Raw genomic sequence first — 25,474 nt, forward strand, 5'->3', positions numbered from 1 at the left:
TGGAAATGGAAACGGTAAAACTGTCAGCAATCGTCATGAGGTGGTATCCGGATATGATACCGTTCCTGAAGCAGGACGAACTCAATTCTGTAATCGTACTGCGTGACGGTCTGAGTATTCTGGAACCGGCAGATGCCATGGATATCATCCATTACAGCATTTGCGAGCATCAGAATTCTGCGTATCTTCATTAAGCAAGCTGCCCTAAAGAGCAAGTTGTAATAGTTGCCGCCCTGGTCATTGGCCTTCGTGCCAGTCCGGGGCGGCATTTACTTTTATAATCAGCGGTTCAAAATCTGTACATCCCGTTTATAAACAACAAGAGCGGAAATATGACCTCAAAAAATTACGGGTATTGTTACAAGTCTGTTCTTTTTGGGTGCATCCGTTACCTTATACTTTATAAGGAATGTACATAAAGGGAGCGAATAAGAAATGAATATCACCTGGGCTTTACTGATGATGGCCCTGGGAGGCGTAGGTGTTCCGAATCAAGGACATGAAGCCGATGTGGCAGCAGCCCTGCAGAGCGCCATGAATCCCCCCATCGTCGCAGAACACACCACCAATCCGGACGCAGCAGCATCACCGAACGGAGGCGGCACTGCCTCTCCTGCACCTTCACCAAGCGCATCGCCGGAGACAGCACTTCTTGCCGATCCGCAGCCGGATGCTCCCAAGGTTAAAGGGATATACGTGACTGCCTACAGTGCCGGGGGTGCACGGATGGAGACCCTGCTTGCCCTGCTGGACAAGACTGAGCTCAACTCCATGGTTATCGATATTAAAGATGATGCCGGATACATCACCTACAAAACGGACAATGCTGAACTTCAGCAAATGGGACATCCACAACCGTTCATAGGTGATATCAACAAGCTGATGACCCGCCTGAAGGAGCATGATGTCTACCCGATTGCGCGTATCGTAGTATTCAAGGATTCTGTGCTCGCCAAAAAGAACAAGGAATTATCCTTCGTGAACAAAGACGGCTCTGTCTGGGCCAACAAAGGCGGAGACAGCTTCGTCAATCCTTATAATGAAACTGTGTGGAAGTATAACGTAGATATTGCCAAGGAGGCCGTTAAGCTCGGGTTCAAGGAAATCCAGTTTGACTATGTACGCTTCCCTGAAGGCTTCGAGAAGCGTGCGGACACTCTGAAATACACGAAGAGTGACAGACCGCGCGTGGAAATCATCGCCGACTTTGTCAAGTATGCCAAAGCTGAGCTCGCTCCGCTGGGAGTTCGGATCTCTGTAGATATCTTCGGATATGCCGCCTCGGTACCTGCCGCAGAAGGCATCGGACAGGACTTCGTGAAGATCTCCAAGAATGTCGATGTTATCAGCCCGATGGTCTATCCGAGCCATTACTCCACCGGCTGGTTCGATGTGAAGGACCCGGACAAAGACCCTTATGCTACCATTAAGGGCTCAATGGTCGATACACACAAGAAGCTCAATCCGCTAGGCAGCTACAAGCCGGTCATCCGCCCATGGATTCAGGATTTCACCGCCAGCTGGCTGGGCAGCGGGCATTATGTCAAATACGGCAAGAAGCAGGTCGAAGATCAGATCCGTGCCTTGAAGGATCAGAATATTGACGAATTCCTGCTATGGAATGCCAACAACCGCTACACCGCCGATGTGAAGTATGACCAATAAGCTTTCTGCAATTATCCGGACGTATCCATAGCCGCATGATATCCAGAGCCCGGCAGCTGCCGGGCTTTTTACTGGGAATATTTACACTGGGAAAATAAGTATTCAAAATAAAGATAACGGGGCATTGATCATTATGAAACAGACAACTTCCATTAAACAAAAGGCCGGGCAATTCCTGCATATATTGCTTCCGATTCTGATTACTCAGATTGCATTGTCGGCCATTACCTTCTTCGACACCAATATGTCCGGCAAATTCGGCACGAATGATCTGGCCGGCGTAGCCATCGGCACAAGCCTGTGGATTCCGATCCAGACAGGCCTTAGCGGTATTCTTATGGGGATTACACCCATTGTGTCTCATCTCCTCGGCAGCAAGCGGGGTAAGGATGTGGCTAACCAGGTGATGCAGGGCATTTGGCTCTCCCTGATCGTATCCGTGCTCGTGCTGATTCTTGGCAGCCTCGCTCTCACACCGATCCTGAATTTCATGAATCTAGAGCCTGCGGTACGAGATATTGCCTTCCGCTTCCTCGGTGCTATTTCCTTCGGCATTATCCCGCTGTTCGGCTATACCGTTGTCCGCAGCTGTATTGATGCCCTGGGTCAGACCCGTGTCTCCATGTTCATCACCCTGATTGCCCTGCCGGTCAATGTGGGGCTTAACTATCTGCTGATCTTCGGTAACTTCGGCTTCCCCCGCCTTGGCGGAGTAGGCGCAGGCGTAGCCTCTGCGATCACGTATTGGGTCATTTTTCTGATTGCCCTAATCTTCGTCTACCGGGCTGAGCCTTTCCGCAATCTGCAGATTTTCCGTAAATTTCACGCGGTGTCCCTGGTAAGTCTCAAGGAGCTGCTGAAGATTGGTGTGCCTATCGGCTTTTCGATCTTTTTCGAGACGGCGGTGTTCTCGGCTGTAACCCTGCTGATGAGCCGCTTCGATACCATTACAATCGCTGCCCATCAGGCCGCCATTAACTTCGCTTCCACCCTTTATATGATTCCGCTGAGCATCTGCATGAGTCTGACGATTCTCGTCGGCTTCGAGAGCGGCTCCGGCCGGCTGAGGGATGCGCGCCAGTATGGCATTATGGGCATTGGTACGGCGGCTGTCCTCTCCCTGCTCACAGCGCTGGTGCTGCTCTTCGCCGGGAATCATGTCGCCGGACTGTATTCGGATGACCAAGAAGTGATCTCGCTGATCCAGCATTTCCTGATCTACGCGATCTTCTTCCAGATCTCCGATGCCATCGCAACCCCGACTCAAGGTGTGCTGCGGGGATATAAGGATGTTAATCCTGCGTTCGTCATCTGCTTCATAGCCTATTGGGTGATCGGCCTGCCCGTCGGCTACCTGCTCGCCACTTATACTGAGCTTGGGGCTTACGGCTACTGGATCGGACTCATTACCGGCCTTGGAATCGGCGCAATTCTGCTCCTGGGCCGGCTCGTCAGGGTGCAGCGCAGATTCGCCCCGGAGAAGGCATGAAATAGCACGGAGCTCCACAAAAAAGTTCTTGTCTTATAACAAAAACAGCCACAGACATCCGGGAGATTTCACCCTTCGTCTGTGGCTGTTCTTCATTAACGGCTCTTTACAAGCAAATCTACTGCTTCCTTAATCACTTGATCAGGGGAGTTCCCCTTCGCAAGCTCTTCCTGAATACAGTGCTCCAGATTGTCTCCGATCACTGCACCAATAGAGCGGTCTACGGCTGTTCGGATCGCTGTCAGCTGAGTCACAATCTCGCGGCAATCTTTGCCTTCCTCCAGCATCCCGAGTACTCCCCTCACCTGACCTTCGATACGCTTCAACCGGTTGCTAATAGCTTTATCATACTCCACTGTCCCTTGGCCCCCTCTAGATGAATAAGTTCACGCCGGAATCCTCGGCAGCTCCAAGATAGCTGGCAACACCGCCGAAGTCTACACCTTCAATTAATTCCTCCTGCTTGATGCCCATGATGTCCATGCTCATCGTGCAGGCCATCAGCTTAACCCCGGCATTCAGTGCGCCTTGCATCAGATTCTCCAGGGATTCCACATTCTTGCGGCCCATAGTATAGCGGATCAGCTTCGACCCAAGCCCGCCCATGTTCATGCGGGATAAGGGAAGCTTCCGCGTTCCCTTCGGCATCATCATGCCAAACATCCGGTCTAGAGCATTCTTCTTCACCTGCGGAGACTGCCCCCGGCGCAGAACATTAAGCCCCCAGAAGGTAAAGAACATGGTTACCTGCTTGCCCATTGCTGCGGCGCCTGTTGCAATAATGAAGGAAGCGATAGTTTTATCCAGATCACCGCTGAAAACAATCATCGTTGTACCTTCAGAGACCGCTGACTGTTCCGCCGGAACTACGGTTCTGTCTGCCGGGTCTACTCCCTTCCGTACCAGCGCCTGAACCTTGCCCCCGGATACATCCACAGCTTCCAGTGTGTTCCCTGTCTTGCTGCACCACTGCCTGATATCAGCGGCAAAACCGAAATCCGTTGCAGTGATCTCAACCCGCTGGCCTTCCTCCATTAAGCTTATAGTCTCATATACTTTGAGTATAGGGCCGGGGCACTGTAATCCGCAAGCATCCAGCAGGAGCTGCGGCTTAGGGCTGAGCTGTTCGTGGCTATGGACTATACTGGCGGGAGACGGGGCATTCACTTTTAAAGCCGGCGTCTCTCTTTTGCCGGAATCATCAGTGTTATCCCCCCTTGCCATCGCTGCGTATGTTTTGTACCCTCCGTCAACATTTCGTACTGCATATCCGTATTGGATTAACATGCGGGCAGCAATGTAGCCGCGCAGCCCTACCTGGCAGGACACGGCGATCTCCCGCTCTCCAGGAATCTCTGTGAGCCGGTCTCTCAGCCCAGCCAGCGGAATGTTGATGGAACCCGGAATGAACCCGGCTAAACGCTCTGCTTCGTCTCTGACATCAATGATGAGGCCGCCACTACGTGTGAATTCGTCCACTTCATGCCATTGCAGATTACGGACGAGTCCCTCCATCAGATTGGAGGCAACATAGCCCGCCATATTGACCGGATCTTTGGCCGAGGAATACGGCGGCGCATACGCCAGCTCCAGATCGGCCAGCTCATCTGCCTTAAGCCTGCTGCGGATCGCGGTGGCAATGACATCTATTCTTTTGTCCACTCCGGCACTTCCGGCCGCTTGTGCTCCATAAATCTCTCCTGTCTGCGGGTTGAACAGCAGCTTAAGCGCTATTGGTGCAGCACCGGGGTAGTAACCGGCATGAGAATTCGGATGGATATGCACAGCTTCATAAGGTACCCCAAGCGACTTCAGCGTCTTCTCGTTGTTCCCGGTCAGCGCAGCAGTCATATCGAAAATTTTGATAATCGCAGTACCTAATGCCCCAGTGTAAGAGGCTTCCCGGCCGTTGATATGATCGGCGGCCAGACGCCCCTGCCGGTTCGCTCCCCAGGCCAGGGAGACCATGGTATCGAACCCTTGAACGCGGTCCTTCACTTCAATGACATCCCCTACGGCATAGATGGCCGGATCACTGGTCTGTAGCGAGGCATTGACCTTAACCGATCCCCGGATGCCCAGCTCCAGCCCGCAGCTCCGTGCCAGGTCATTCTCAGGACTGACCCCAATCGCCAAGATAACCATATCTGTTCTAAGCTCCCCGCCGGAGGAGAGACGGAGCAGGCTGCCTTGCTGTTCAATAGCCTCTACACCCTCATTCATCCGCAGTTCCACCCCGTGCAAACGCATATGCTCTTCCAGCGGACGAACCATCTCGAGATCAAGCGGGTTCAGAATCTGCTGCCCCCGGTCAATCACAGTGACATCAAGCCCCCGCTCCCGCAGGTTCTCCGCCATCTCAAGACCAATAAAACCTGCACCAATTACAGTGGCATGCCGGGGGTGACGGCTGTCCACATAGGCCTTGATACGATCTGTATCAGGAATGTTCCTTAAGGTAAACAGGTTCTCAGCCTCTGAAATACCCGGAATCGGAGGAACTATCGGCTTCGCTCCCGGTGAGAGTACTAAGATATCATATGGAATCTGCAGTCTCTCGCCTGTTGTAACATTGCGGCAGTGTACCTGCTTATGTTCACGGTCAATCTCTGTCGCCTCGGTAAAGATTCTCACATCAATATTGAAGCGTGCCCTAATTCCAGCCGGTGTTTGCAGAAACAGCTTGTCCCGGGAATCAATACTCTCCCCAATATAATAAGGCAGCCCGCAATTGGCAAAAGAAACATGCTCTCCCCGCTCAATCATGATAATGTTGTCTTCTTCGTTCAGTCTTCTTAGGCGTGCCGCAGCGGATGCCCCTCCGGCAACACCGCCGATAATGACTATAGTTCTACTCATGCTTATTCCCTCCTAATTGTATACCCCTATGGGTATTAATATATACGGGTGGGGGTATACTGTCAAGTCAAAAAAGAGCAGCCCCTTCCGGTGATGGAAGGCTTGCTGCTCCGGTGAAATTTGAAGATCCTATAAATTCTGCTGCTCTTACTGGGACAAACGGGAAGCCAGCTCATACAGCTCAATATTGAAATCCTTCTTCGTATTCACTACCTTATCGATATCGGTCAGGGTCAATTCCCCTTTAATAATTCCGCATGCCTTGTCCGATTCGCCTTCGATCAGCTTACGGACCGCGAAATCAGCCAGACGGCTGGCGAGGTTACGGTCTCCTGGTGTTGGAGTACCTCCGCGCTGAATGTGTCCCAGTACCGTAACACGGGCATCCAGGGAAGCATGGCGGTCTTTGAGTGCCTGAGCAACATCCTCACCCTTGCCGACGCCTTCAGCTACAATGACGATACTGTGACGTTTGCCGCGTGCGAAATTATCCTTCATCCGGTCAGCTACCTCATTCAGGTCATAAGGCATTTCCGGCACCAGAATCGTCTCCGCCCCGGAAGCAAGGCCTGCATGCAGAGCGATATCTCCGCAGTGACGCCCCATAACCTCTACGATGGAGGAACGCTCATGGGATGACATGGTGTCGCGCAATTTATTGATCGCATCCACTACCACGCCAACGGCAGTATCGAATCCGATAGTGTAGTCTGTGAACGATATATCATTATCAATGGTACCCGGCAGAGCCATCGTCTTGATTCCAAGCTTGCTGAGCTTGTTGGCGCCATGGTAAGAGCCGTCTCCGCCGATAACAACCAGACCGTCGATGCCGAGCTCATTCAGAATGTCAGCACCTTTCTGCTGGCCTTCCGGCTTCATGAACTCCAGACAGCGTGCAGACTGCAGAACCGTACCTCCGCGCTGGATGATATCTCCGACACTGCGCAGATCCATCGGGAAAATGTCGCGGTTCAGCAGGCCCTGATACCCGCGCTGAATGCCGAATACTTCAATTCCGAAGTAGATCGCGCTGCGGACAACCGCACGCACTGCGGCGTTCATCCCCTGGGAGTCTCCTCCACTGGTTAATACTGCGATTTTTTTTACGTTTGACATTCTGTTAGTTCCTCCTTAAATTTGTGCCAGTTTCTCCCCTTACCCGGAGAAGATCCGGCAGCATCTAATACATGTGTTTGCGTATCCAGCGGCTGTTGACGAAGAAGAAGAGTCTGGTCAGCGGACTATTCTTCATCAGCCTCCGGGATACCGAGCGGACCTCGCGTTGCTCACTAACCTTGGGATCGGATAAATACAGGGCCAGCAGTCCTTCGATGATCATACGGTGCATGGAGTTCTCAGGAAGACTCCGGACATCCTTACGGGCCCACTCCACAATGGAAGCGATCCGGTTCAGCATCATATCCGTATTCTCATAATAATTGCAGAAATTGAGATCACCGCCGGCCCGGTCTTCATCCTGGTCAATCAGATAATCCAGCATGATATGCAGACCGCACACATGCGGAAAATAAGCAGCACGAATGGATGATGATGCCACTGTGCTTAGCTTAGGATCACAGGACGCCAGAAAAAGCATGAATACGCCCAGGGTTGAACCGGTTGCGGCAGCAAATTCATTCCACTGGAGATGAGGCGCGCGTTCCCCCTCCTTCTCCCACCATTCCTTGAGGGCAGCTTCTCTAAGCTCCGGGTGAATGTGCTTATAGACCTGAAGATCAGTGTACAATACAGCCAGATTATAGACCTCTTCAGCAGCAGCACCGTAGCCGGGTAGCCGGGAGGTCATCTCCTGGCATTTGCGGACCAGTCTGTGCAGGTATCCGCCGTCATTCTGTTCCGTGCGCAGCGCGTAATAGTTCACAGGCTCCGCGCCGGGGGTAACAGCATCCAGCATGGACTTATGCAGCAACCGGAAATCGGCCGGATCAAGCGAAGTACTGCGGTCACACAGGTTGTCCAAATAATCACTGATCGTCTGATAAGCAACAATTAGCGGAATCAGTATATGTCTCATCGACAAATTGCCGGCGGCATAGATTCCGCCGCCTTCGCAATGAAACTGCTTCGTTTCAATGCTGGCAAGCGCTTGCTTACGGAGCTCGGGATCGGGAATTCCTTCTGCATCCTTGCGCCAGGAATCGAGACATGATCGCACTTCCGGCAGCACGTACTTATAGACCCTCTTCATGAGTCCAATAGGACCGCGCGGACTACGGTTACGGCCTTGCTCAAATTCATTCAATGACAGTGCCTCCACATTGTTGTCTCCTTATCCAAATCATGATTATTATAATATGCAGAGCGGATTTGTACAAACAACAAAATCACTTTCGCAAACTCTTGAAAGATTCAGAAAATCGATATTATACGAATCCCCCGGCCTCTCCGCTTTATGCTATACTATACTTTTCTATATCCCGAAGGAGTGCACAATCATGAATGCGAGGCGGAGCGGCGGCCAATACAGTGATCAAAACTGGCTGCGATCCTTTATGTTTACGCTGTACGGCACCAGTGTGCTGGTTGTTTCTTATTTCCCGTTATTTTATGCCCACTTAGGCTTCAGCAGTCCGCAAATGGGTCTGCTCTACTCGGTAGGCCCGTTGATCTCGATTCTCTCTAATCTGTTCTGGAGTATGATGAGCGACCGGCTGGGTACCGTCCGTAAGATTATGGCTCTCCTGCTTGGAGGTCAGCTGATCACCGCCATTATTCTGGCCAGAGCCACCGATTTCTCGAGTGTCATGCTTATTTTATCCTTTTTCTATTTCTTCTATTACCCTGTCTTTCCACTGGCAGATACGATGGCAATTAAAATTGCCCAGCGTCACGGGCGGAATTTCATTGCCATCCGTGTATTCGGCTCGCTCGGATACTCCTTCTTCGCCCTTACAATCGGCTATGTACTCAGAACGCTGGGACCTCAGTACAGCGTAGCGATTTGTATTGTGATTGTCGTAACCGCGCTGCTGATTACGATTGGGCTGAAGGATGTGAAGCGAACCGAGGCGGCTCCGCTCTCTGTAGACAAGGAGTCTACGGACAGAACGCTGAAGGGCGCCGGACTCCGCGAGATTCTCCTGCAAAAGGAAGTGCTGTGGTTCTTCGGTTCTGTATTCCTGCTCGCCATCGGCTACCGGATGAACGAGGCCTTCCTGACGATCAGCCTCAAGGGCATGAATGCAGGAGATGAAGTTGTCGGCTGGGCGCTGCTGGCTTCAGCGCTCAGTGAGATCCCCATCTTCTTCCTGCTCAGCAGATATGGCGACAAGTTCAAGGAGCTGCCGCTGCTTGCTTTTGCCAGCCTGATGTTCACGCTGCGCTTTCTGTTCATGTCGCTGGCCCGGGAGCCGGGTACCGTGGTTGCCATTCAGGCCATGCATAGCATTTCGTTCGGCATTTATTATGTAACTGCGGTCCGCTACATCACACGGATCATCCCTGATCACCTGCGGGCAACCGGAATGGCACTCTTCACCGTCGTATGGTCCAGCGGCGCAGGTCTGCTCAGCGGCACCTTCGGCGGACTGATCTACCAGGATGCCGGCCGGATTGTATTCTATCTGGTTGCTACCGGCTTCTCGGTTCTGGCCTTCATCGGCTTCCTGTCCAAGCATCTGATGGACCTCGGGGGCGGCACGGACCGCCCGCTAAGGAACAAGACCCCGCTCTGACTGATTATGGGCGGGGAAGGATATAGCACCACCAGGCACGCCGCAGCATAACAAAATGCTCCGGCATCCCCATTGTGGTCGGTTTTCCGACCATATCCCGCCCACTCGCCTCTTCCGCACCGAATATGGTCGGTTTTTCGACCATATCCTGCTGTTCGCTGAAATCAGCGAAGTCATTCCTATTAACTTGATGCGTAACTTATCCACATCGGACGTAAATCATAATTTCCTAACCAATAAAAAAACACAGCCCCCGAAGGAACTGTGCTGCTCAAGCTGCCTGATGCTACTTATGCCAGTGCGTGCTAGATCAAATATATATATTGCGGCTGACAGAAGCTCTGCCTTGGCCGTATTTTATAATTTAACTACGTTCGCTGCCTGTGGACCACGGTTACCGTCAGTAACATCGAATTCTACCGCTTGGCCTTCGTCCAAAGTCTTGAATCCGTCGCCTTGAATCGCTGAGAAGTGAACGAATACATCTTCGCCGCCTTCAACTTGAAGGAAACCATAACCTTTTTCTGCGTTAAACCATTTTACTGTACCTTTCAAATGAACAACCTCCTAAAAATACCGCCATATATGGCGTATGCTTACATTATACTCTTTCTATACTTGTAAAGCAATCCATCTTTTCCCTGATTTCATGATTTAATTTGCTTTTCCCTTCTCCGGTGCGTTATCATTGACCCAAAAGCCAAAAATCGCCAGGGTGGTAATGATAATGATCAAAAAACATGAAATATACAAAACAGACAAGTGGAACATGATGACGGTGGAGGTTCAGGGACGTTATATTATCCTTCGTGAAATCTCCGACCAATGGGGAGAAGAAACGCATACCTTCATGAGCCGTCCGGCTATGATGCAGTGGGTGAACAACCGCTTCAATAAAGAATCCTACAAGGATAATGAAGAAGAGTACAAGAATATCATCGCAGCCTTCAAACAGGTATAGTCCGGCATGGATAATGAGAGTCTTGTCATTTATGTCATTGTCGTCCTGTGCCTGGGTGCCGTACTGATTATGAGCAAGGACAAAATGCCCCCGCGCTTGAAGCGCGGGATGGCATTGACCGCAGTCATTATGATTGCGCTGGCTTTTGTCTTCATTATTTATAGCCTGCTCACATAACTTCATCTGTAAGCAAGATTTAATAAACATGAATTGGCAGGGCATACTAAGCAGACTTTGAGAATCAGGAGGCTGCCGTCATGTCCGTTACCGCCAAATCACTCCCGCTCCTGCTTGCGCTCAGCCTGCTGCAGGGAAATCTGTCCTCAGCGCTCCCGCAGGCGGAGAGCAGCCCAGCCGCATCCCATCTACCGAGGAGGATTTCTATGGAACAATTACCTAAGAGAAGTGAAGTGCCCGCCGAGAACCGCTGGAAGCTTGAAGATATGTTTGCTTCAGAGGAGCAATGGGATGCCGAATATAAGGAAGTGAAGGCGCTGATTACAAGCGCTGCCTCCTTCCAGGGGAAGCTGGATTCTCCGGATGCCCTGAAGAAGTGCTTCGAGCTGGACGATAAGCTGTCCCTGCTGACTGAACGCCTCTATGTCTATGCGCATATGCGCCAGGACGAGGATACAGCGGCTCCGAAGTACCAGGCTCTCTCCTCCAAGGCCAAGAAGCTTGGCGTTGAAGCGGGTGAAGCTCTTTCTTTTGTCACACCTGAGATTCTGGCCCTGCCTGACGCGACACTGGACCAGTTCATCGCTGACCCTTCGCTCTCCGACTACACCTTCACCTTGACTGAAATGAAGCGTGAGAAGGCCCATGTCCTGTCCAAGGCGGAAGAAGCGCTGCTGGCTCAGGTCAGCACGATCGCCCAGGCCCCGCAAACTGTATTCAGCATGCTGAATAATGCGGATCTGAAGTTCCCTAAGATTAAGAACGAAGAAGGCAAGGAAGTTGAGCTGACCCACGGAAGCTATATTCAATTCCTCGAAAGCCCGGACCGTGAGGTACGCAAGAACGCCTTCAAAGCGGTCTATGAAACTTACGGCAAGCAAAAGAACACGATTGCTGCCACGCTGAGCGCGAATGTGAATAAGAATGTCTTCTACTCCCGTGTGCGCAAATATCCTTCCGTACTGGAAATGTCCTTGTACGGCGACAATATTCCGAAGGAAGTCTACACGAATCTGATCGATACGATTCACGAGAGTCTGCCGCTGATGCACCGTTATATGAAGCTGCGCCAAAAGCTGCTTGGGGTAGATGAGCTACATATGTATGACTTGTTCGCTCCGCTGGTGGACGAATATAAGCTGGATATTACGTTTGACGAGGCCAAGAAGATTACCAAGGAAGGCCTGAAGCCGCTTGGCGAGGACTACCTGAGTGTTCTGCAGGAAGGCTATGACAAAGGCTGGATCGATGTCTACGAGAACGAGAACAAACGCTCCGGCGCATACAGCTGGGGAGCTTACGGCACCCATCCTTTTGTGCTGCTGAACCATAATGACAATCTGAACAGCATGTTCACACTGGCACATGAGATGGGTCACGCCCTGCACTCCTACTATTCGGACACAGCGCTGAAATACCGGGACGCGCAGTACACTATTTTCCTGGCGGAGGTTGCTTCTACTACCAATGAGGCGCTGCTGATGGATTACCTGCTGAACAAATCCACAGATCCGAAGGAAAAAATGTACCTGCTCACCTATTATGCCGACCAGTTCCGCACGACGGTATTCCGGCAGACGATGTTCGCTGAATTCGAAAAAATCATTCACCAGCGTGCTGAAGAAGGCGAGTCGCTCACACCGCAGGATCTCTCGGCTATCTACTATGACCTGAATGTCAAGTATTACGGCAAGGATATGGTGATTGATCAGGATATTGAGATGGAATGGGCACGGATTCCGCATTTCTATAACAGCTTCTACGTCTATAAATATGCTACCGGCTTCTCGGCGGCGACGAGCTTCGCCAAACAGATTCTGGAGGAAGGCAAACCGGCGGTTGACCGTTACCTCGGCTTCCTGAAGAGCGGCGGCAGCGATTATTCCATTAACATCCTGAGCAAAGCCGGGGTTGATATGTCGTCTCCTGAACCGATCCGCGAAGCCATGAGCGTATTCGAGAGCGTGATCGAACAGATGGAGCAGTTGACCAAGTAAGACAGAAGGCTTAGTATTACAGTAATCCCTTGCCCTTTGATGGCAGGGGATTTGTATTGTCAGATCATCCTGAGGAGGAAGCTATATGAAATTTCAATGGTCACTTATATTAGGTTTATTTTTCGCTCTGCTGACTGCAGTTTTCGCAGTAATGAATGTGGATACGGTGCCCGTTAATTTCGGGTTTGACTTTGTCAGCATTCCGCTTATCCTCGTTATTCTTGGCTGTGCGCTGATCGGCGGTGTTGTGGTCGGTTCGTACGGAATTTTCCGCCAGTATAAGCTGCAGAAGCAGATTAAGAGCCTGAATGCCGAGCTTGCCAAGCTGCGTGACGCTAATAGTATCAACATGGAACCTATCCCTGCTGAGAGTGACCCCTTTACGCCAGAAGGATCATCCCGGCTGTAACCCATAGACGAATAGGAGGAACTATCCTTGCTTACCATCCAGCCCAATGAAGAATATATTCTGAATCTGCTCAAAAAACTGCTCGACACCCCAAGCCCCAGCGGCTTCACCGCCCAGGTGATGGCACTCGTGGCTGAAGAAGCGGCGGCGCTCAATATTCCGCTCACCTGGAATGAAAAAGGCGGCGCGATGCTCACCGTACCCGGACTTGATCCTTCGCGCACGATCGGCATCAGCGCCCATGTGGATACGCTCGGTGCCATGGTCCGCTCTATTAAGTCTAACGGTACCCTCCGTTTAACCTCTGTAGGCGGATTCAGCATGAACAGCATTGAGAATGAATATTGCATCATCCATACCCGCAGCGGCTTAACTTATACCGGTACGATCCTGACCAGTCATCCTTCTGTGCATGTGTATGCCGATGCCCGTGATTTCAAGCGCGCGGAAGAGAACATGGAAATCCGGATTGATGAGCTGGTCTCCACCAAGGATGATGTGCTGAAGCTGGGGATTTCGGTAGGTGACTTCATTTCGTTCGATGCAAGGGCGGTGCTTACCCCCAGCGGATATATCAAATCCCGCCATCTGGACGACAAAGCCAGTGTAGCCGCCTTATTCGGGCTGCTGGAGAGCATCCGGCGCGAAGGCTGGAAGCCGCTGCATAACCTGTCCCTGCTCATCTCCAACTATGAAGAGGTAGGTCACGGCGCTGCCTGGATTCCAGGGGAGATCAATGAGATGATCGCTGTGGACATGGGCGCGATGGGCGATGACCTCAGCTGCAAAGAGACGGATGTCTCCATCTGTGCCAAGGACTCCTCCGGCCCGTATGACTATGCCATGACCAGCCGAATGATCGAGCTGGCGAACGGTCTGGCTATTCCATTCGCGGTGGATATCTATCCGCAATACGGCTCCGACGCCTCTGCTGCACTGCGCGGCGGAAATAACATCCGGGCCGCACTGATCGGACCGGGCGTACACGCCTCGCACTCCATGGAGCGTACCCACAAACAGGCTGTGCTTAATACGGCTAAGCTGCTGGCGGCTTATGTTGGGGCGAACTGATCGGGCTGCTCGCCACGGCGGGTCACTTTCTATAGCAACACGACCTGGATATTAGTAAACAAGTACAAAAGGCAGCACCAGCTCATTTCAATAGCTGGTGCTGCCTTTTTAGTTAACCTTGGTGATATAGTAATTAGACAAATATTACTTTACACGGCCGAAATGTTGCAACTATTGCAACCTGGCCCGCCCATAATTGAATATTTGCAGGGATTCCTGCACAAATTGCAACAATTCCCCTGCCCACCGGCTCCGGTGAGGAATAATCCTGCATTTTGGGCAACATTTGCGGATTAGAGCTGAGATAACGAGAGAGATGTTGCATTTTGGGCAGGATTTCCGCATACCCTCTGACTTTGAGGATTAGGGCTGTGTTCACGCGTGAGATGTTGCATCCCCCGGTTAAGGCCATACCTGCTCCAGCTTGTCCGCATAGTACTTAATGGCCTTACGGTAATCCCGGATACCAGGATCGGCGGATGTATCCGCAAGCAAGGTAAGCAGCAGTTCCATGGCCTCGGTGTGAGCACCGAGATTATGCAGCGTCATGGCCAGAAAAGCCTTAAATTCCGCACGCTGCGGGAATTCAAGCGCTCCCTGCTCCAGCACCACACGGGACTCCGCATACTGCCCGAGCGTCCGGTAGGTACTGCCCAGGCCCAGCATCGCGCCTGCCTTCTGCTCCGCATCTGGAAGCCCCAGGGCAAGACTCTGCTCGTAATAGGACACCGCCTCACGCTCCAAGCCCAGCACATCATGCGTCCATGCCAGCTGATAATGCAGCTCGGCATTGCTCCCGTCTGCTGACAGTAGCTCTAGCAGCATGGTCCTTGCTTCTTCTGCCCGGCCAGAGGACCGGAGCTGCACAGCAGCTTCTATCGTATGAGTCACAGCCACTGTCCCCTCCTTCTGCACCGCGGTGTTATTTACCCGCGATCTTCTCCGCCAATTCATTCAGATACGTCCAGCGTTCCATCAGACGCTCCAGCTCTGCCTCGGCCTGCCGCTGCTTCTCCACCAGCTCCTGCAGCCTGCCGGAGTCGGCGAAGGCCGCTTCCATCTGGGCCGAGATGTCTGTCAGATGCTGTTCTGCCTGTTCAATGGCCTCGTCGATCCCCTCATACTCGCGCTGCTCCTTGAAGGTGAATTTCAGCTTCTCGCGCGGCGCTGACCCGGCCTGAGCATTCCCGCCCTGCTCAGCAGCGGCACCAGCCCCGCTGGCACTGCGGCCGGAGCCGCCGTCTGCCTTGCCGGCGTTCTCGCTGCCGGATGGGACGTTCTTCGCCAGCCACTCTTCATATTCGCTATAGTCGCCGACATGCAGGCGGATGCCCCCATCCTCGAAGGCAATCAGCTTATCCACGGTACGGTCCAGGAAGTAGCGGTCATGCGATACGGTGAAGACTACGCCGGGGAATTCATCGAGGTAATCCTCCAGCACAGCGAGTGTACCGATGTCCAGATCATTCGTCGGCTCATCGAGCAGCAGCACGTTCGGGGCTCCCATGAGGACGCGCAGCAGGTAGAGACGTCTTTTCTCGCCGCCGGACAGCTTGGAGATTGGCGTCCACTGCATCGCGGGCGGGAACAGGAAGCGCTCCAGCATTTGCCCGGCGGTGATGACACTGCCGTCTGCGGTCTTGATGATCTCGGCTTCTTCCTTCACATACTCGATCGCCCGCAGGCTGAGATCCATGTCCTGATGCTCCTGGGTGAAATAGCCCAGCTTCACGGTTGTTCCGAGCTGCACCTCACCGCTGTCCGGGGTAAGCTTACCGGCAATCAGGTTAAGCAGCGTGGACTTGCCGCTGCCGTTCTTGCCGACAATCCCCACGCGGTCCTGCGGCACAGCAATATAATTCAGATCCTTGATTAAGGTCCGGCCATCCAGCGATTTGGTGAGATCCTGAATCTCAATGATTTTGCGGCCCAGTCTGGTGGAGGCTACAGAGATATCCATAGATGACGCCGATGCGCCTCCCGTGCTATCCTTGAGCTTCTCGAAGCGGTCGATCCGCGCCTTCTGCTTCGTGGAGCGGGCCTTAGCCCCGCGGCGAATCCAAGCCAGCTCGGTGCGCAGCAGATTCTTGCGCTTCTGCTCGGCCGAAGCCTCCCGTTCTTCACGGTCTGCCTTCAGCTCCAGGAACCGCGAATAGTTCGCTTCATACCGGTACAGATTCCCGCCGTCCAGCTCAAGCATTACACTGGCTACCCGTTCCAGGAAATAACGGTCATGCGTTACCATCAGTAGCGCCCCGCGCCGCTTCTGCAGATACTGCTCCAGCCAGGCTACGGAATCCGTATCAATATGGTTGGTAGGCTCATCCAGAATCAACAGCTCCGACGGTGTAATCAGTGCCGCCGCCAGCGCTACGCGCTTGCGCTGTCCGCCCGACAGGCTCTCCATCCGGGCATCGAACCGGGTAATCCCCAGCTTCGTGAGAACCGTCTTGGCCTCACTCTCCAGCTGCCAGGTGCCGGCGGCGTCGATGGCCTGACCAATCCGGACAAGCCTGCTCTCCAGCCCTGAGTCTCCCGGATTCTGCTCCAGAAGAGACATCACCTCCATGTATTCCCGCATCGTCGCAAGCTCCGGGTCCTCTCCGGCAAATACCTGCTGCAGGACCGTATTTCCAGGCTCATAAGGCGGATTCTGGGCCAGAAACTGCACCCGCACATCATTGCCGATGCTAATCTGCCCTTCATCTGCTGTATCGAGCCCGGCGATAATCTTCAGAAAGGTTGATTTTCCCGTGCCGTTGACGCCAATTACGCCTATCTTATCCCTGTCGTCCATGCCAAAGGAGGCATCACGGAACAAGTTTTTCTCCCCGTAGCTCTTGGAGAGGTGTTCCACCGTCATAATATTCATCAGTTGTCCTCGCTTGCCTTATATTTTGAAACCGGAACTTAGCTGTACTCTCTTAAGATTCAGCTTCAGCAGGGAAGTCGCCCAGCGCCGAATCCAGGCTGCCTAGTGCCCCATTGATAAAGAGCCTGGCCGCAAACTTCGCCCTCTTATCGGCATCCGCCTCGGCAAACTCAGGGTCGAACAGGATATCCATCTTCAGACGGTCCAGAATCCCGATGTACGACTGTGCCATCAGCTCCGGCTCGGTAGCCCCGCCTTCCAGCAGCACCTTCACCACAGCCTGCATATAGGCTTCCATGAACTGTGCCATATACGCCACCAGCTCAGGGTTATTGTTAGGCGCACGGAAGAACAGCTTCGTATGCTGCTTGCGCTCATAGTAATAGAACAGATGATGCTCTGCAATCACGGAGAGCTTGTCTGTCATTGCGGAGCAGGTCCTCAGCTTACCCTCAAGCTGCTCAAGGAAGCCTTCACAATCGCGGCGGGTAACCGCCATGAAGAGCTCCTCTTTGCTTTTAAAATATAAATAGACCGTACCCTTGGCAATGCCTGCACGTTCGGCCACTTCCGACATCTTGGTCTCATAAAAGCCGCCTGAACCGAAAAGCTCATAAGCGGCATCCAGAATAGCTGCATGTTTGTCTACGGATGCACTGCTCAACGGTTCACCTCCCAACCCATAGAATCCTGTATGTTACCGGATAACGCAACGGCCGGCTTAATCCTCAGGTCCGTCCTTATCCTATGTAACTGATATAACTGACCAGCAGCGCTACAGCACCGCCTATTATAGAACTTACAGCATTTACAGTATCATTGTCCATCCAGCGCCAGCCCCTGGCGTATACCGTAGGCTTCCCGCAGTGCTTGGAGGCCTCGACCTCGCGGCCGCAGACCGTGCAGCGGTTCATCCGTTGCACGGTAGCACCCAGAACCGAGTCGGCAAAAGCTCCCGCAAGCCCGCCCAGTAGTCCGGCCAGCACCAGCAGCCAGAAGGCATGCGGCGTCATGCCGGAGGCCGCCCGCAGCAGCCAGGAGGCCGCGCCGATGAGCGCTCCTCCCGCCGCAGCAGCCAGCGTCCCGGGCAGGGATACGCCGCCGGAGGTGCCTGCCTGGAGCACTTTCCCGGTCAGCACCGACCGGGGAGGCTTCCGGGCCAGCGTGCCGATCTCTGTCGCCCATGTATCCGAGGTCACAGTAGCCATCACCCCGATGAACAGGAAGCCCCAGAGCTCCAGCGGATAGACCGCGTTCAGCAGAACGGCCAGCATCCCGAGTCCGCCGTTGGCGAAGACCTGGCCCGCGTCGCGGCGTCCGGTTTTGTCATACGTGGCCTCCAGCTCTGCCTTATTCTCATGATGCAGCTTCGACAGCAGGGTTGAGGAGATGAAGAACAGGAGCAGGATACCGAACCAGAACAGATTCCCCGCGCCGAAATAGATCGTCCCCATAACCACTGCCGCCACCATTCCTGAGAAGCTAAGCGACTGCTTCCAGTAAGCGGCCCCGGCAACCAGCAGCGCACCGCAGGCCCCGATCAGCCATTGCAGCACTTCAAGTCCTGAGAGCATCGCCTTAACCGATCAGGCAGGTGCCCATGAGGGTATCGCCCCAGAACAGCTCGAACGAATCGCCCGCCACTACAGGACCTACCCCGGCGGGAGTTCCGGTGAAGATAATATCGTCTTTGCCCAGCCCGTAGCGTGCGGCAATGAATTCAACGATTTTTTGCAGGGAGAAAATCATGTTCTTCACGTTCCCGCGCTGAACCTCAATTCCGTTCTTACGGACGGTGAAGTCGGTGGCCTCCAGTTCCTCTTCCTCAGGCAATGCCATGTACGGGGTCAGCGGAGCTGCGTTCTTGAAGCCCTTGGCAGCCGTCCACGGCAGACCCTTGCGCTGCAGATCATTATGCACATCACGGAGCGTGAAGTCGAGGCCCAGCGCCATGACATCCACCAGCTCCTGCACGCTCATCCCCGGCACGTAATCACGTGCAATGCGCAGCACCAGCTCCCCCTCGTAATGAATCAATCCGGCGTCCTTGGGCAGATGGATGATCGCTTTATCCAGGGCCACGGCAGCATGAGACGGCTTCAGGAAGATCAGCGGCTCGGCAGGCACCTTGTTGCCCAGCTCCTCCGCATGTAATTGATAGTTGCGTCCTACACAGTATACATTATTGATCGCACTGCTCATTGTTCCGTCAGCTCTCTTCCTCTATGAATTGGAATTCATACTGCAATGCTGCAATCTTTATTAGGCCTTCAAAAAGAGTTCGCCCCAAATATCCGGACGGTTCGTACAGATCATAATATCGGAATGAATCTCCGACAGGCGGCGCATTTCCTTGCCCTTGTTCAAGGTCCAGGCCATCACCTGCACCCCGCGTTCAATCAGGGATCTGGCCAGAACCGGGCTAAGCCGGTCATAGCTGATGGATAAGAAGGAGCAGCCCAGCTCATCAAGCTTACCCGCAGGATTACCGGATCTGGAGTCATAGATCAGCCCTGTATGGAACCGCGCGTCCAGCTCCTTGATCCGCCGCAATACGCCGGCATCGAACGAGGTCAGCACCACTTCCTCACGCATTCCCCTGGCATTTACCAGATCAATGACCGCCTGCGCAAGACCGGGATACATGTCGCCCACCGTCTTCAGTTCAATATTCAGCCGCAGCCGGCCTGACGCCAGAGCGAGCACCTCCTCCAGGGAAGGCACCCGCTCTCCGCGAAAAGCACGCCCTTTCCAGCTACCGGCATCCAGCCGCCGCATGTGTTCATAATCCATATTTTTCACCTTGCCGTGTCCATTAGTCGTGCGGTCCAGGGAATAATCATGGATGACCACAGGCACCCCGTCCTTCGTCAGCTGCACATCAATCTCCATCCAGCGTACAAATGGCAGCGCAATCGCCATCCGCACGGCAGCCAATGTGTTCTCAGGGGCTTTACCGGAAAAACCACGGTGGGCTACACACATATTGTTCATCATTGATACGCACCTCCGGCTATTTCACCGCTTGGGTTACGGTACCGTCATTGCGGACCTTGATCAGGCCGGAAGAAATAGATTGTATTCTGTGCAGCAGCAGCTGCCCGTCGGCTTCATTCATCGGCACAGGCTGCGCCAGCTCGGCATCCATCGGCTTCAGCTTAAGAGCGCATTGCCCCTGCTTGCTGCATTCCGCCTGGAATACCGCCGTCTCCCAAGTCGCCGGGATGGAGCCGCGTGTGAAAATAAAGTTGCCTGTGCTGTAGGCAATCCATTTGCCTTTGTACGGCTCAATTCCCTGCAGCACATGAGGATGGCCGCCCATCACTAGATCGGCTCCGGCATCAATGAAGCTATGCCCAAGCGCCTGCTGGGTCTTGTCATACTGCTCCATCCGCTCCCGTCCCCAATGGACGACGACAACGATAACATCGGCCTTTTGCTTGGCTGCGGCAATCGCCTTGAGCGCTTCCGCACTGTCATACACGGAGGCAAGGCCAGGCTTGCCCGCTTCCGCCTTCCATTCAATCACCGGCATCACCCGGGTGAAGCCCAGCAGGGCAATCTTAATTCCATTACGTTCAAAATACTGCGCCGAATAGGCCTCCTGGCTATTCCGCCCTGCCCCCACATGAGGGATTCCGCGCTCACCCAAATGCTTCAGGGTGTCCAGCAGACCTTCCTCCCCCTGATCCAGTGTGTGGTTGTTAGCCAGATTGACGGCATCCACACCGGCGGCTTTGAGCGCGTCCAGTGCTTTCGGCGGGCCCTTGAACACAAACTGCTTGTTCTTGGCCCCAACCCCGCGTGTAGTAATCGGCGTTTCCAGATTGACTACCGTGAGGTCATCCTTCTTGAACATTCCATCCAGCGCGCTGTAGGAATAATCGTAGCCCTTCTGCTCCAGCAGCGCGCCTGCTTTTCCACTGAAGATGATATCTCCGGCAAAGCTCAGCTTCACCGTCCCGCCGGAGGTATTCTCCGGCAAGCCTGCGACCAGCCCACTGCTGCTTCCCGTTGTGGCCTGCGGTGCATCCGTAGGGGTTGCCTGATCCGTTGGTGACGGTGCAGGCGTAGCCGAAGCTTCCGTGGTCGCCGCAGGCACTGGAGAAGCCTCCGGTGTCTCCTCCGGAGCAGGCTCAGCAGTGGCTGTAGCCTCCGTCCCAGTCTCTGCCGCTGTAGGTACGGCTTCTGTAGGGACGGCCGCCGTTGCATCAGCTTCTGGTGAAGGGGAGGTGACAAGCGCCGCTGGCGGAGCAGCAGAGCCCTGCGGGTCCTTGTCATCCATGAATGAATAAGCGAGCGCTGCGGTAATCATCAGCAGCAGCGCCACATTGACCCACGCCCAGACCCTTCTGCGCCGTCGCCTGCTATGTTGTCTCTTGCCTTGTCTATTGCCTGATCTCGGCGGATACATGAGTCCAAGTAATCTCCTTTACCCTTAAAGTGTTTCTATTATAGCATATCTATCAGCTGCCGCTCCAAGCCGGGAACGGAGCCTCTCATAAAAAAAGGTGGAGCGCCACTGCTCCGCTCCACCATTGCTTTTAGATTGTAGCTCCCGCCGGCTCCGGCAGCTTCGTGAGGCTGGCTGCGGCAGTCTCAGCCGTAAGCTTCGCCTGCTTGATGCAGTCCGGCATCCCGATGCCGTCATAGCCTGCGCCAAAAGCATAGACGCCGGGCAGCTTCTGCGCCAGCTCACTGCGCAGGCCGGCAATCCGGCCGGGATGGCCGACCGGATACTGCGGCATGGATGACCTCAGTCGGGTAATCTCTGTGAACAGCGGTGCTGCGGTGATCCCCATAATCTCCTTCAGGTCCTTGCGGACCAGCTCTGCCAGCGCGTCATCGGGCAGCTCCACATTCTGTTCATCCCCCGACCGTCCCACGTAGCAGCGCAGCAGTACCTTATCGTCAGGGCTGGTATGCAGCCATTTGGTAGAGGTCCAAGTGCAGGCGGTGATGTTCCGCCCTTCCTTACGCGGAACAAGGAAGCCCGATCCGTCGTATTCAGTAACGATATCTTGCCGGGTGAACGCCAGAACCACATTAGCTACTGATACATAGTTCACTGCATCCAGCGCCGATACATCCACATGGGGACGCAGCAGCTCTGCGGCTGCGAAGTTCTGCACCGTAATGTAGATGTCGTCTGCTTCCAGCAACTCACCGCCCTCAAGCTCCACCTCATAACGGGCAGCGCCGGAAGAACCGGCACCTCCCAGAACACGGATGGATTTCGCTCCTGTCCCCGTGAGCTGTCGGACATCCTGCAGCTCATGGATGAGCGCATGCACGAGACTTTGCAGCCCCTGCCGGAAGGTGAGGAAGGCGCTTTTCTTCGTTCCGGTATGGGTCTCCACCGGCTTCCTACCGGTGGTCATTCCACGGATCAGGCTGCCGTACTGGCGCTCGACCTCACCGAACTGCGGAAAGGTCGCCTGAAGACTGATCTTGCGCATATCCCCTGCATAGATCCCTGCCAGCAGCGGCTCCGTCATATTTTCCAGCACCTCTGTACCAAGACGGCGCTCAATCAGATCGCCTAGCGACTCATCCTCTGCACTTCGGCGGGGCGGGAGTACGAAATCCATCATCGCCCGCATTTTGCCGCCGAAGGAGACCAGACCGCTCTTCAGGAAGGGCTTCAGCTCTGTCGGAATGCCCAGCACAAGACCGGCAGGCATCGGATGGAGCTTGCCACGCTGCAGAATGTAGGTCTTCTTGGCATTAGGATTCGTGCTTACCAGCTCGTGGTCCAGCTCCAGCTCCCTGGCCAGATCGACCATCGCCGTCTTACGGGCCAGGAAGGAATCCGGGCCCTTCTCAATCACGAAGCCGTCACGGTGCAGTGTCTCGATTTTGCCGCCAAGGACCTTGTCCTTCTCGATTAAGGTAATCTCCGGCTGTACTGCCGCCTCACGGTAGAACTTGCGGATATAGAACGCGGCGCTGAGCCCGCTAAGGCCTCCGCCGATAATAACTACCTTGCGGGGTGATGCCGTCATGGCAGATTCACCTTCAACTGGTTCGCCTTCGTACGCACCACATCGCTGAGCACCGACATATAGGCCGGATCACTGTTCAGCGAGTCAATCCGCAGAAGACGCATATCCAGCTCGGAGGCAAGCTGCTGCGCTTCAATATCCAGATCGTACAGCACCTCCAAATGGTCGGAGACGAAGCCGATCGGGGCTGACAGCACGTATTTCACCTGACTCTCGGCCAGCTCACGCAGCGTATCGAGAATATCCGGGCCCAGCCAAGGCTCAGCCGTCCTGCCCGCACTCTGCCAAGTGAACTGCCAGGATTCCACCCCCGCCTGGGCGGCAATCGCCTGAGAGGTCTCCAGCAGCTGGTCACGGTATGGATCACCCATCGCCAGAATACGTTCAGGAAGACTATGTGCACTGAACAGCACGCGCACTTCCTCGCGCGACGCGCCGGTCTCTTCGAACTCGTCCAGCTTGGCAGTCACTCTCCGGCTAAGCACATCGATCAGCTCGGGGTGCATATGGTAGCTCTCTACGAACTCCATATGAATACCGCAGGCTTCGGCTTTTTCCTTGGCGCGCTTGATATAGGTTCCTACACTCATCACAGAGTAATGCGGAGCCAGCACGATGCCAATCGCCTGGGTAATACCGTCCCGGACCATAGCCTCGACACCATCCTCGATGAATGGTCTGGCATGCTTGAGACCCTGGTAGCAAACATACTGGATCTGCCCGCTGTTCAGCTTGGCCTGCAAGGCTTCCACCTGACGGTCGGTATTTTCTCTAAGCGGAAAAACCCCGCCGACAATCGCCTTGTAGCGGTCAGTCAGCTCTTTAAGCTGCTCAGCAGAGGGAGCGTTCCCCCGGCGGATATGCGTATAATAAGCCTCTACATCCTCAAGACTCTCAGGCGTGCCGTACGACATCACGAGTACTCCAATTTTGTTGGCCACGGTTTCCATCCCCTTTATGAATTAATTAACGTCCTATACAGCAAAGAGAGCAGCAAAGGCTGCTGCCATCTTGATGCTATTTCTTCAACTAGGCCAGCGGCGGTGCCGCCTGTTTCATTGCTGCTGCAGAATACTCATGCACGTAATCCGTTAGTTCCTTGAGCGTATCGAGTGAGGCTTCAGGGAATAATCCATGTCCCAGGTTAAAAATATACCCCGGCTGCGTGATGCCTTCATCGATCAGTTCCTTGGCCCGGGCTTTGAGCATATCCATCGGCGCGGTCAGCAGGTATGGATCCAGATTGCCTTGAACCGCATAGCCCCCGCCCAATCTGCGCCGTCCTTCGGTGATGCTTACCCGCCAGTCCAGCCCGATCACATCGGCCTGCAGCTTGGTCAGGCTGGGGAGCAGCTCCCCTGAGCTGACACCCGGGAAGTAGATCTTCGGAACCTCCAGATCAGACAACTCGGCAAAAATCCGGGTGATCGTCGGCAGCACATACTGCCCGAAATCACGTGGAGCGAGCGCCCCGACCCAGCTGTCGAACAGCTGGAACGCCTTCCCGCCGCTAGCGACATGGGCGCGCAGATAGGCGATAACCATATCGCCCAGCTTCTCCATCAGCTTCTCCCACACCTGAGGCTGGCTGAACATCAGCTCCTTGGTGCGGTGATAGGTCTTGGACGGTCTGCCTTCGATCAGATAACTGGCGATGGTGAACGGAGCCCCGGCGAAGGTGATCAGCGGAACGTCCAGCTCCTTGTCCAGTATGGCGATGGTCTCCAGTATATGGCCCAGATCGCCTTCCACATCAATCGGCTTCAGCCGGTCCACATCACTTGCGGAGCGGATCGGATTCTCGATAACCGGTCCGATGTTCTTCACAATGTCAAAATCCACACCGAGGGAGGCCACCGGATTCATGATGTCAGAATACAGAATCGCCGCGTCCACGCCCAGCTTGCGCACAGGCATCAGGGTCACCTCAGCCGCAAGCTCAGGCTGCCTGCAGATCTCAAGCAGCGAATATTTCTCCTTGATCGTACGGTAGTCGGGATCATACCGGCCAGCCTGCCGCATGTACCATACGGGGGTGTACTCCGTGTTCTGCTGTCTGCAGGCACGGATAAAAGTGTCGTTGTAGGTCATGATAAGATCTCCATTAGATTTAATAGAATACTGTGAAAAAACACATATCATTATTATGCCCCTTTTGTAAGCGGCTAACAACCGCCTCACCCGAAAGGGAATGACAATCCCATGACATTACTATGACATGTGTTGCATTGTCCCGCTGAAAAACTATGATATACTGATATAATGTCAATT

24 protein-coding genes are annotated in these 25,474 nt (G+C 54.0%); 9 read left to right on the top strand and 15 right to left on the bottom strand.

The window, feature by feature from the left end; all coding sequences use genetic code 11:
- Positions 1 to 5 precede the first annotated feature (5 nt).
- The 3 genes from MKY64_RS15870 to MKY64_RS15880 all read left to right on the top strand — a co-directional run bounded on the left by MKY64_RS15870 (position 6) and on the right by MKY64_RS15880 (position 3,154).
- Positions 6 to 194 (top strand): hypothetical protein, encoded by a 189-nt coding sequence (locus MKY64_RS15870; protein WP_171718441.1) that lies wholly within the window; start codon positions 6 to 8, stop codon positions 192 to 194.
- A gap of 241 nt (positions 195 to 435) precedes the next feature.
- Positions 436 to 1,665 (top strand): putative glycoside hydrolase, encoded by a 1,230-nt coding sequence (locus MKY64_RS15875; RefSeq protein WP_339255364.1) that lies wholly within the window; start codon positions 436 to 438, stop codon positions 1,663 to 1,665.
- A gap of 133 nt (positions 1,666 to 1,798) precedes the next feature.
- Positions 1,799 to 3,154, top strand: coding sequence for an MATE family efflux transporter (locus MKY64_RS15880; protein ID WP_340954176.1), 1,356 nt, complete (start codon positions 1,799 to 1,801; stop codon positions 3,152 to 3,154).
- A gap of 95 nt (positions 3,155 to 3,249) precedes the next feature.
- Here the strand turns inward: MKY64_RS15880 and MKY64_RS15885 are convergent, their stop codons facing one another.
- From MKY64_RS15885 to MKY64_RS15900, 4 genes are all read right to left on the bottom strand, one after another.
- Positions 3,250 to 3,510, bottom strand: coding sequence for a metal-sensitive transcriptional regulator (locus tag MKY64_RS15885; RefSeq protein ID WP_036725219.1), 261 nt, complete (start codon positions 3,508 to 3,510; stop codon positions 3,250 to 3,252).
- Between the two features lie 16 nt (positions 3,511 to 3,526).
- Positions 3,527 to 6,013, bottom strand: a complete 2,487-nt coding sequence (locus MKY64_RS15890; RefSeq protein WP_340954179.1) for a CoA-disulfide reductase — start codon at positions 6,011 to 6,013, stop codon at positions 3,527 to 3,529.
- A gap of 147 nt (positions 6,014 to 6,160) precedes the next feature.
- On the bottom strand, positions 6,161 to 7,132 hold the full coding sequence (pfkA, locus tag MKY64_RS15895; protein WP_036725223.1) for a 6-phosphofructokinase: 972 nt from the start codon (positions 7,130 to 7,132) through the stop codon (positions 6,161 to 6,163).
- A 64-nt stretch (positions 7,133 to 7,196) separates the two neighbouring features.
- Positions 7,197 to 8,279, bottom strand: coding sequence for a tetraprenyl-beta-curcumene synthase family protein (locus tag MKY64_RS15900; RefSeq protein WP_036725225.1), 1,083 nt, complete (start codon positions 8,277 to 8,279; stop codon positions 7,197 to 7,199).
- Positions 8,280 to 8,472: 193 nt separating this feature from the next.
- Between MKY64_RS15900 and MKY64_RS15905 the strand changes: the two genes are divergently transcribed.
- On the top strand, positions 8,473 to 9,711 hold the full coding sequence (locus tag MKY64_RS15905) for an MFS transporter (protein ID WP_340954183.1): 1,239 nt from the start codon (positions 8,473 to 8,475) through the stop codon (positions 9,709 to 9,711).
- A gap of 357 nt (positions 9,712 to 10,068) precedes the next feature.
- Here the strand turns inward: MKY64_RS15905 and MKY64_RS15910 are convergent, their stop codons facing one another.
- Positions 10,069 to 10,266, bottom strand: coding sequence for a cold shock domain-containing protein (locus MKY64_RS15910; RefSeq protein WP_036725228.1), 198 nt, complete (start codon positions 10,264 to 10,266; stop codon positions 10,069 to 10,071).
- 172 nt (positions 10,267 to 10,438) lie between these two features.
- On the opposite strand from MKY64_RS15910, the gene MKY64_RS15915 reads away from it, so the two are divergent.
- The 5 genes from MKY64_RS15915 to MKY64_RS15935 all read left to right on the top strand — a co-directional run bounded on the left by MKY64_RS15915 (position 10,439) and on the right by MKY64_RS15935 (position 14,326).
- Positions 10,439 to 10,672, top strand: a complete 234-nt coding sequence (locus MKY64_RS15915) for a hypothetical protein (RefSeq protein WP_036702226.1) — start codon at positions 10,439 to 10,441, stop codon at positions 10,670 to 10,672.
- 6 nt (positions 10,673 to 10,678) lie between these two features.
- Positions 10,679 to 10,849, top strand: a complete 171-nt coding sequence (locus MKY64_RS15920; RefSeq protein ID WP_209874284.1) for a hypothetical protein — start codon at positions 10,679 to 10,681, stop codon at positions 10,847 to 10,849.
- 206 nt (positions 10,850 to 11,055) lie between these two features.
- Positions 11,056 to 12,846, top strand: coding sequence for an oligoendopeptidase F (gene pepF / locus MKY64_RS15925; protein WP_036725485.1), 1,791 nt, complete (start codon positions 11,056 to 11,058; stop codon positions 12,844 to 12,846).
- Positions 12,847 to 12,931: 85 nt separating this feature from the next.
- A complete protein-coding gene (locus MKY64_RS15930) occupies positions 12,932 to 13,255 on the top strand; it encodes a LapA family protein (protein ID WP_036725233.1) in 324 nt (107 codons plus the stop codon).
- Positions 13,256 to 13,282: 27 nt separating this feature from the next.
- Complete coding sequence (locus MKY64_RS15935; protein WP_036725236.1) at positions 13,283 to 14,326, top strand: M42 family metallopeptidase; 1,044 nt, start codon at positions 13,283 to 13,285, stop codon at positions 14,324 to 14,326.
- Between the two features lie 402 nt (positions 14,327 to 14,728).
- On the opposite strand, the gene MKY64_RS15940 is transcribed toward MKY64_RS15935, so the two are convergent.
- The 10 genes from MKY64_RS15940 to hemE form a co-directional block, all read right to left on the bottom strand.
- The gene (locus MKY64_RS15940) at positions 14,729 to 15,217 is read right to left on the bottom strand and encodes a tetratricopeptide repeat protein (protein ID WP_340954190.1); all 489 of its coding nucleotides are present in this window, start codon (positions 15,215 to 15,217) and stop codon (positions 14,729 to 14,731) included.
- A gap of 31 nt (positions 15,218 to 15,248) precedes the next feature.
- Positions 15,249 to 17,198: an ABC-F family ATP-binding cassette domain-containing protein gene (locus MKY64_RS15945; protein WP_340954192.1), complete on the bottom strand. Its 1,950-nt coding sequence runs from the start codon at positions 17,196 to 17,198 to the stop codon at positions 15,249 to 15,251.
- Positions 17,199 to 17,250: 52 nt separating this feature from the next.
- On the bottom strand, positions 17,251 to 17,862 hold the full coding sequence (locus tag MKY64_RS15950; RefSeq protein WP_339255346.1) for a TetR/AcrR family transcriptional regulator: 612 nt from the start codon (positions 17,860 to 17,862) through the stop codon (positions 17,251 to 17,253).
- A gap of 76 nt (positions 17,863 to 17,938) precedes the next feature.
- Positions 17,939 to 18,751, bottom strand: coding sequence for a DUF92 domain-containing protein (locus MKY64_RS15955; protein WP_340958093.1), 813 nt, complete (start codon positions 18,749 to 18,751; stop codon positions 17,939 to 17,941).
- 25 nt (positions 18,752 to 18,776) lie between these two features.
- A complete protein-coding gene (locus MKY64_RS15960) occupies positions 18,777 to 19,400 on the bottom strand; it encodes a fumarylacetoacetate hydrolase family protein (protein WP_339255344.1) in 624 nt (207 codons plus the stop codon).
- A gap of 60 nt (positions 19,401 to 19,460) precedes the next feature.
- Positions 19,461 to 20,192: a glycerophosphodiester phosphodiesterase gene (locus MKY64_RS15965; RefSeq protein ID WP_340958094.1), complete on the bottom strand. Its 732-nt coding sequence runs from the start codon at positions 20,190 to 20,192 to the stop codon at positions 19,461 to 19,463.
- Positions 20,193 to 20,211: 19 nt separating this feature from the next.
- Complete coding sequence (locus MKY64_RS15970; protein ID WP_340954197.1) at positions 20,212 to 21,612, bottom strand: CapA family protein; 1,401 nt, start codon at positions 21,610 to 21,612, stop codon at positions 20,212 to 20,214.
- Between the two features lie 130 nt (positions 21,613 to 21,742).
- Complete coding sequence (gene hemG, locus MKY64_RS15975; protein WP_209874302.1) at positions 21,743 to 23,203, bottom strand: protoporphyrinogen oxidase; 1,461 nt, start codon at positions 23,201 to 23,203, stop codon at positions 21,743 to 21,745.
- Positions 23,200 to 24,144, bottom strand: a complete 945-nt coding sequence (hemH, locus tag MKY64_RS15980; protein ID WP_209874306.1) for a ferrochelatase — start codon at positions 24,142 to 24,144, stop codon at positions 23,200 to 23,202. The genes hemG and hemH overlap by 4 nt, the downstream gene beginning before the upstream one ends.
- An 88-nt stretch (positions 24,145 to 24,232) precedes the next feature.
- Positions 24,233 to 25,294, bottom strand: a complete 1,062-nt coding sequence (hemE, locus tag MKY64_RS15985; RefSeq protein ID WP_209874309.1) for a uroporphyrinogen decarboxylase — start codon at positions 25,292 to 25,294, stop codon at positions 24,233 to 24,235.
- Positions 25,295 to 25,474 lie beyond the last annotated feature (180 nt).

Origin of the sequence: Paenibacillus sp. FSL R7-0210 (genome assembly GCF_038009085.1) — a bacterium.
GTDB classification, from domain to species: domain Bacteria; phylum Bacillota; class Bacilli; order Paenibacillales; family Paenibacillaceae; genus Paenibacillus_AQ; species Paenibacillus_AQ silagei.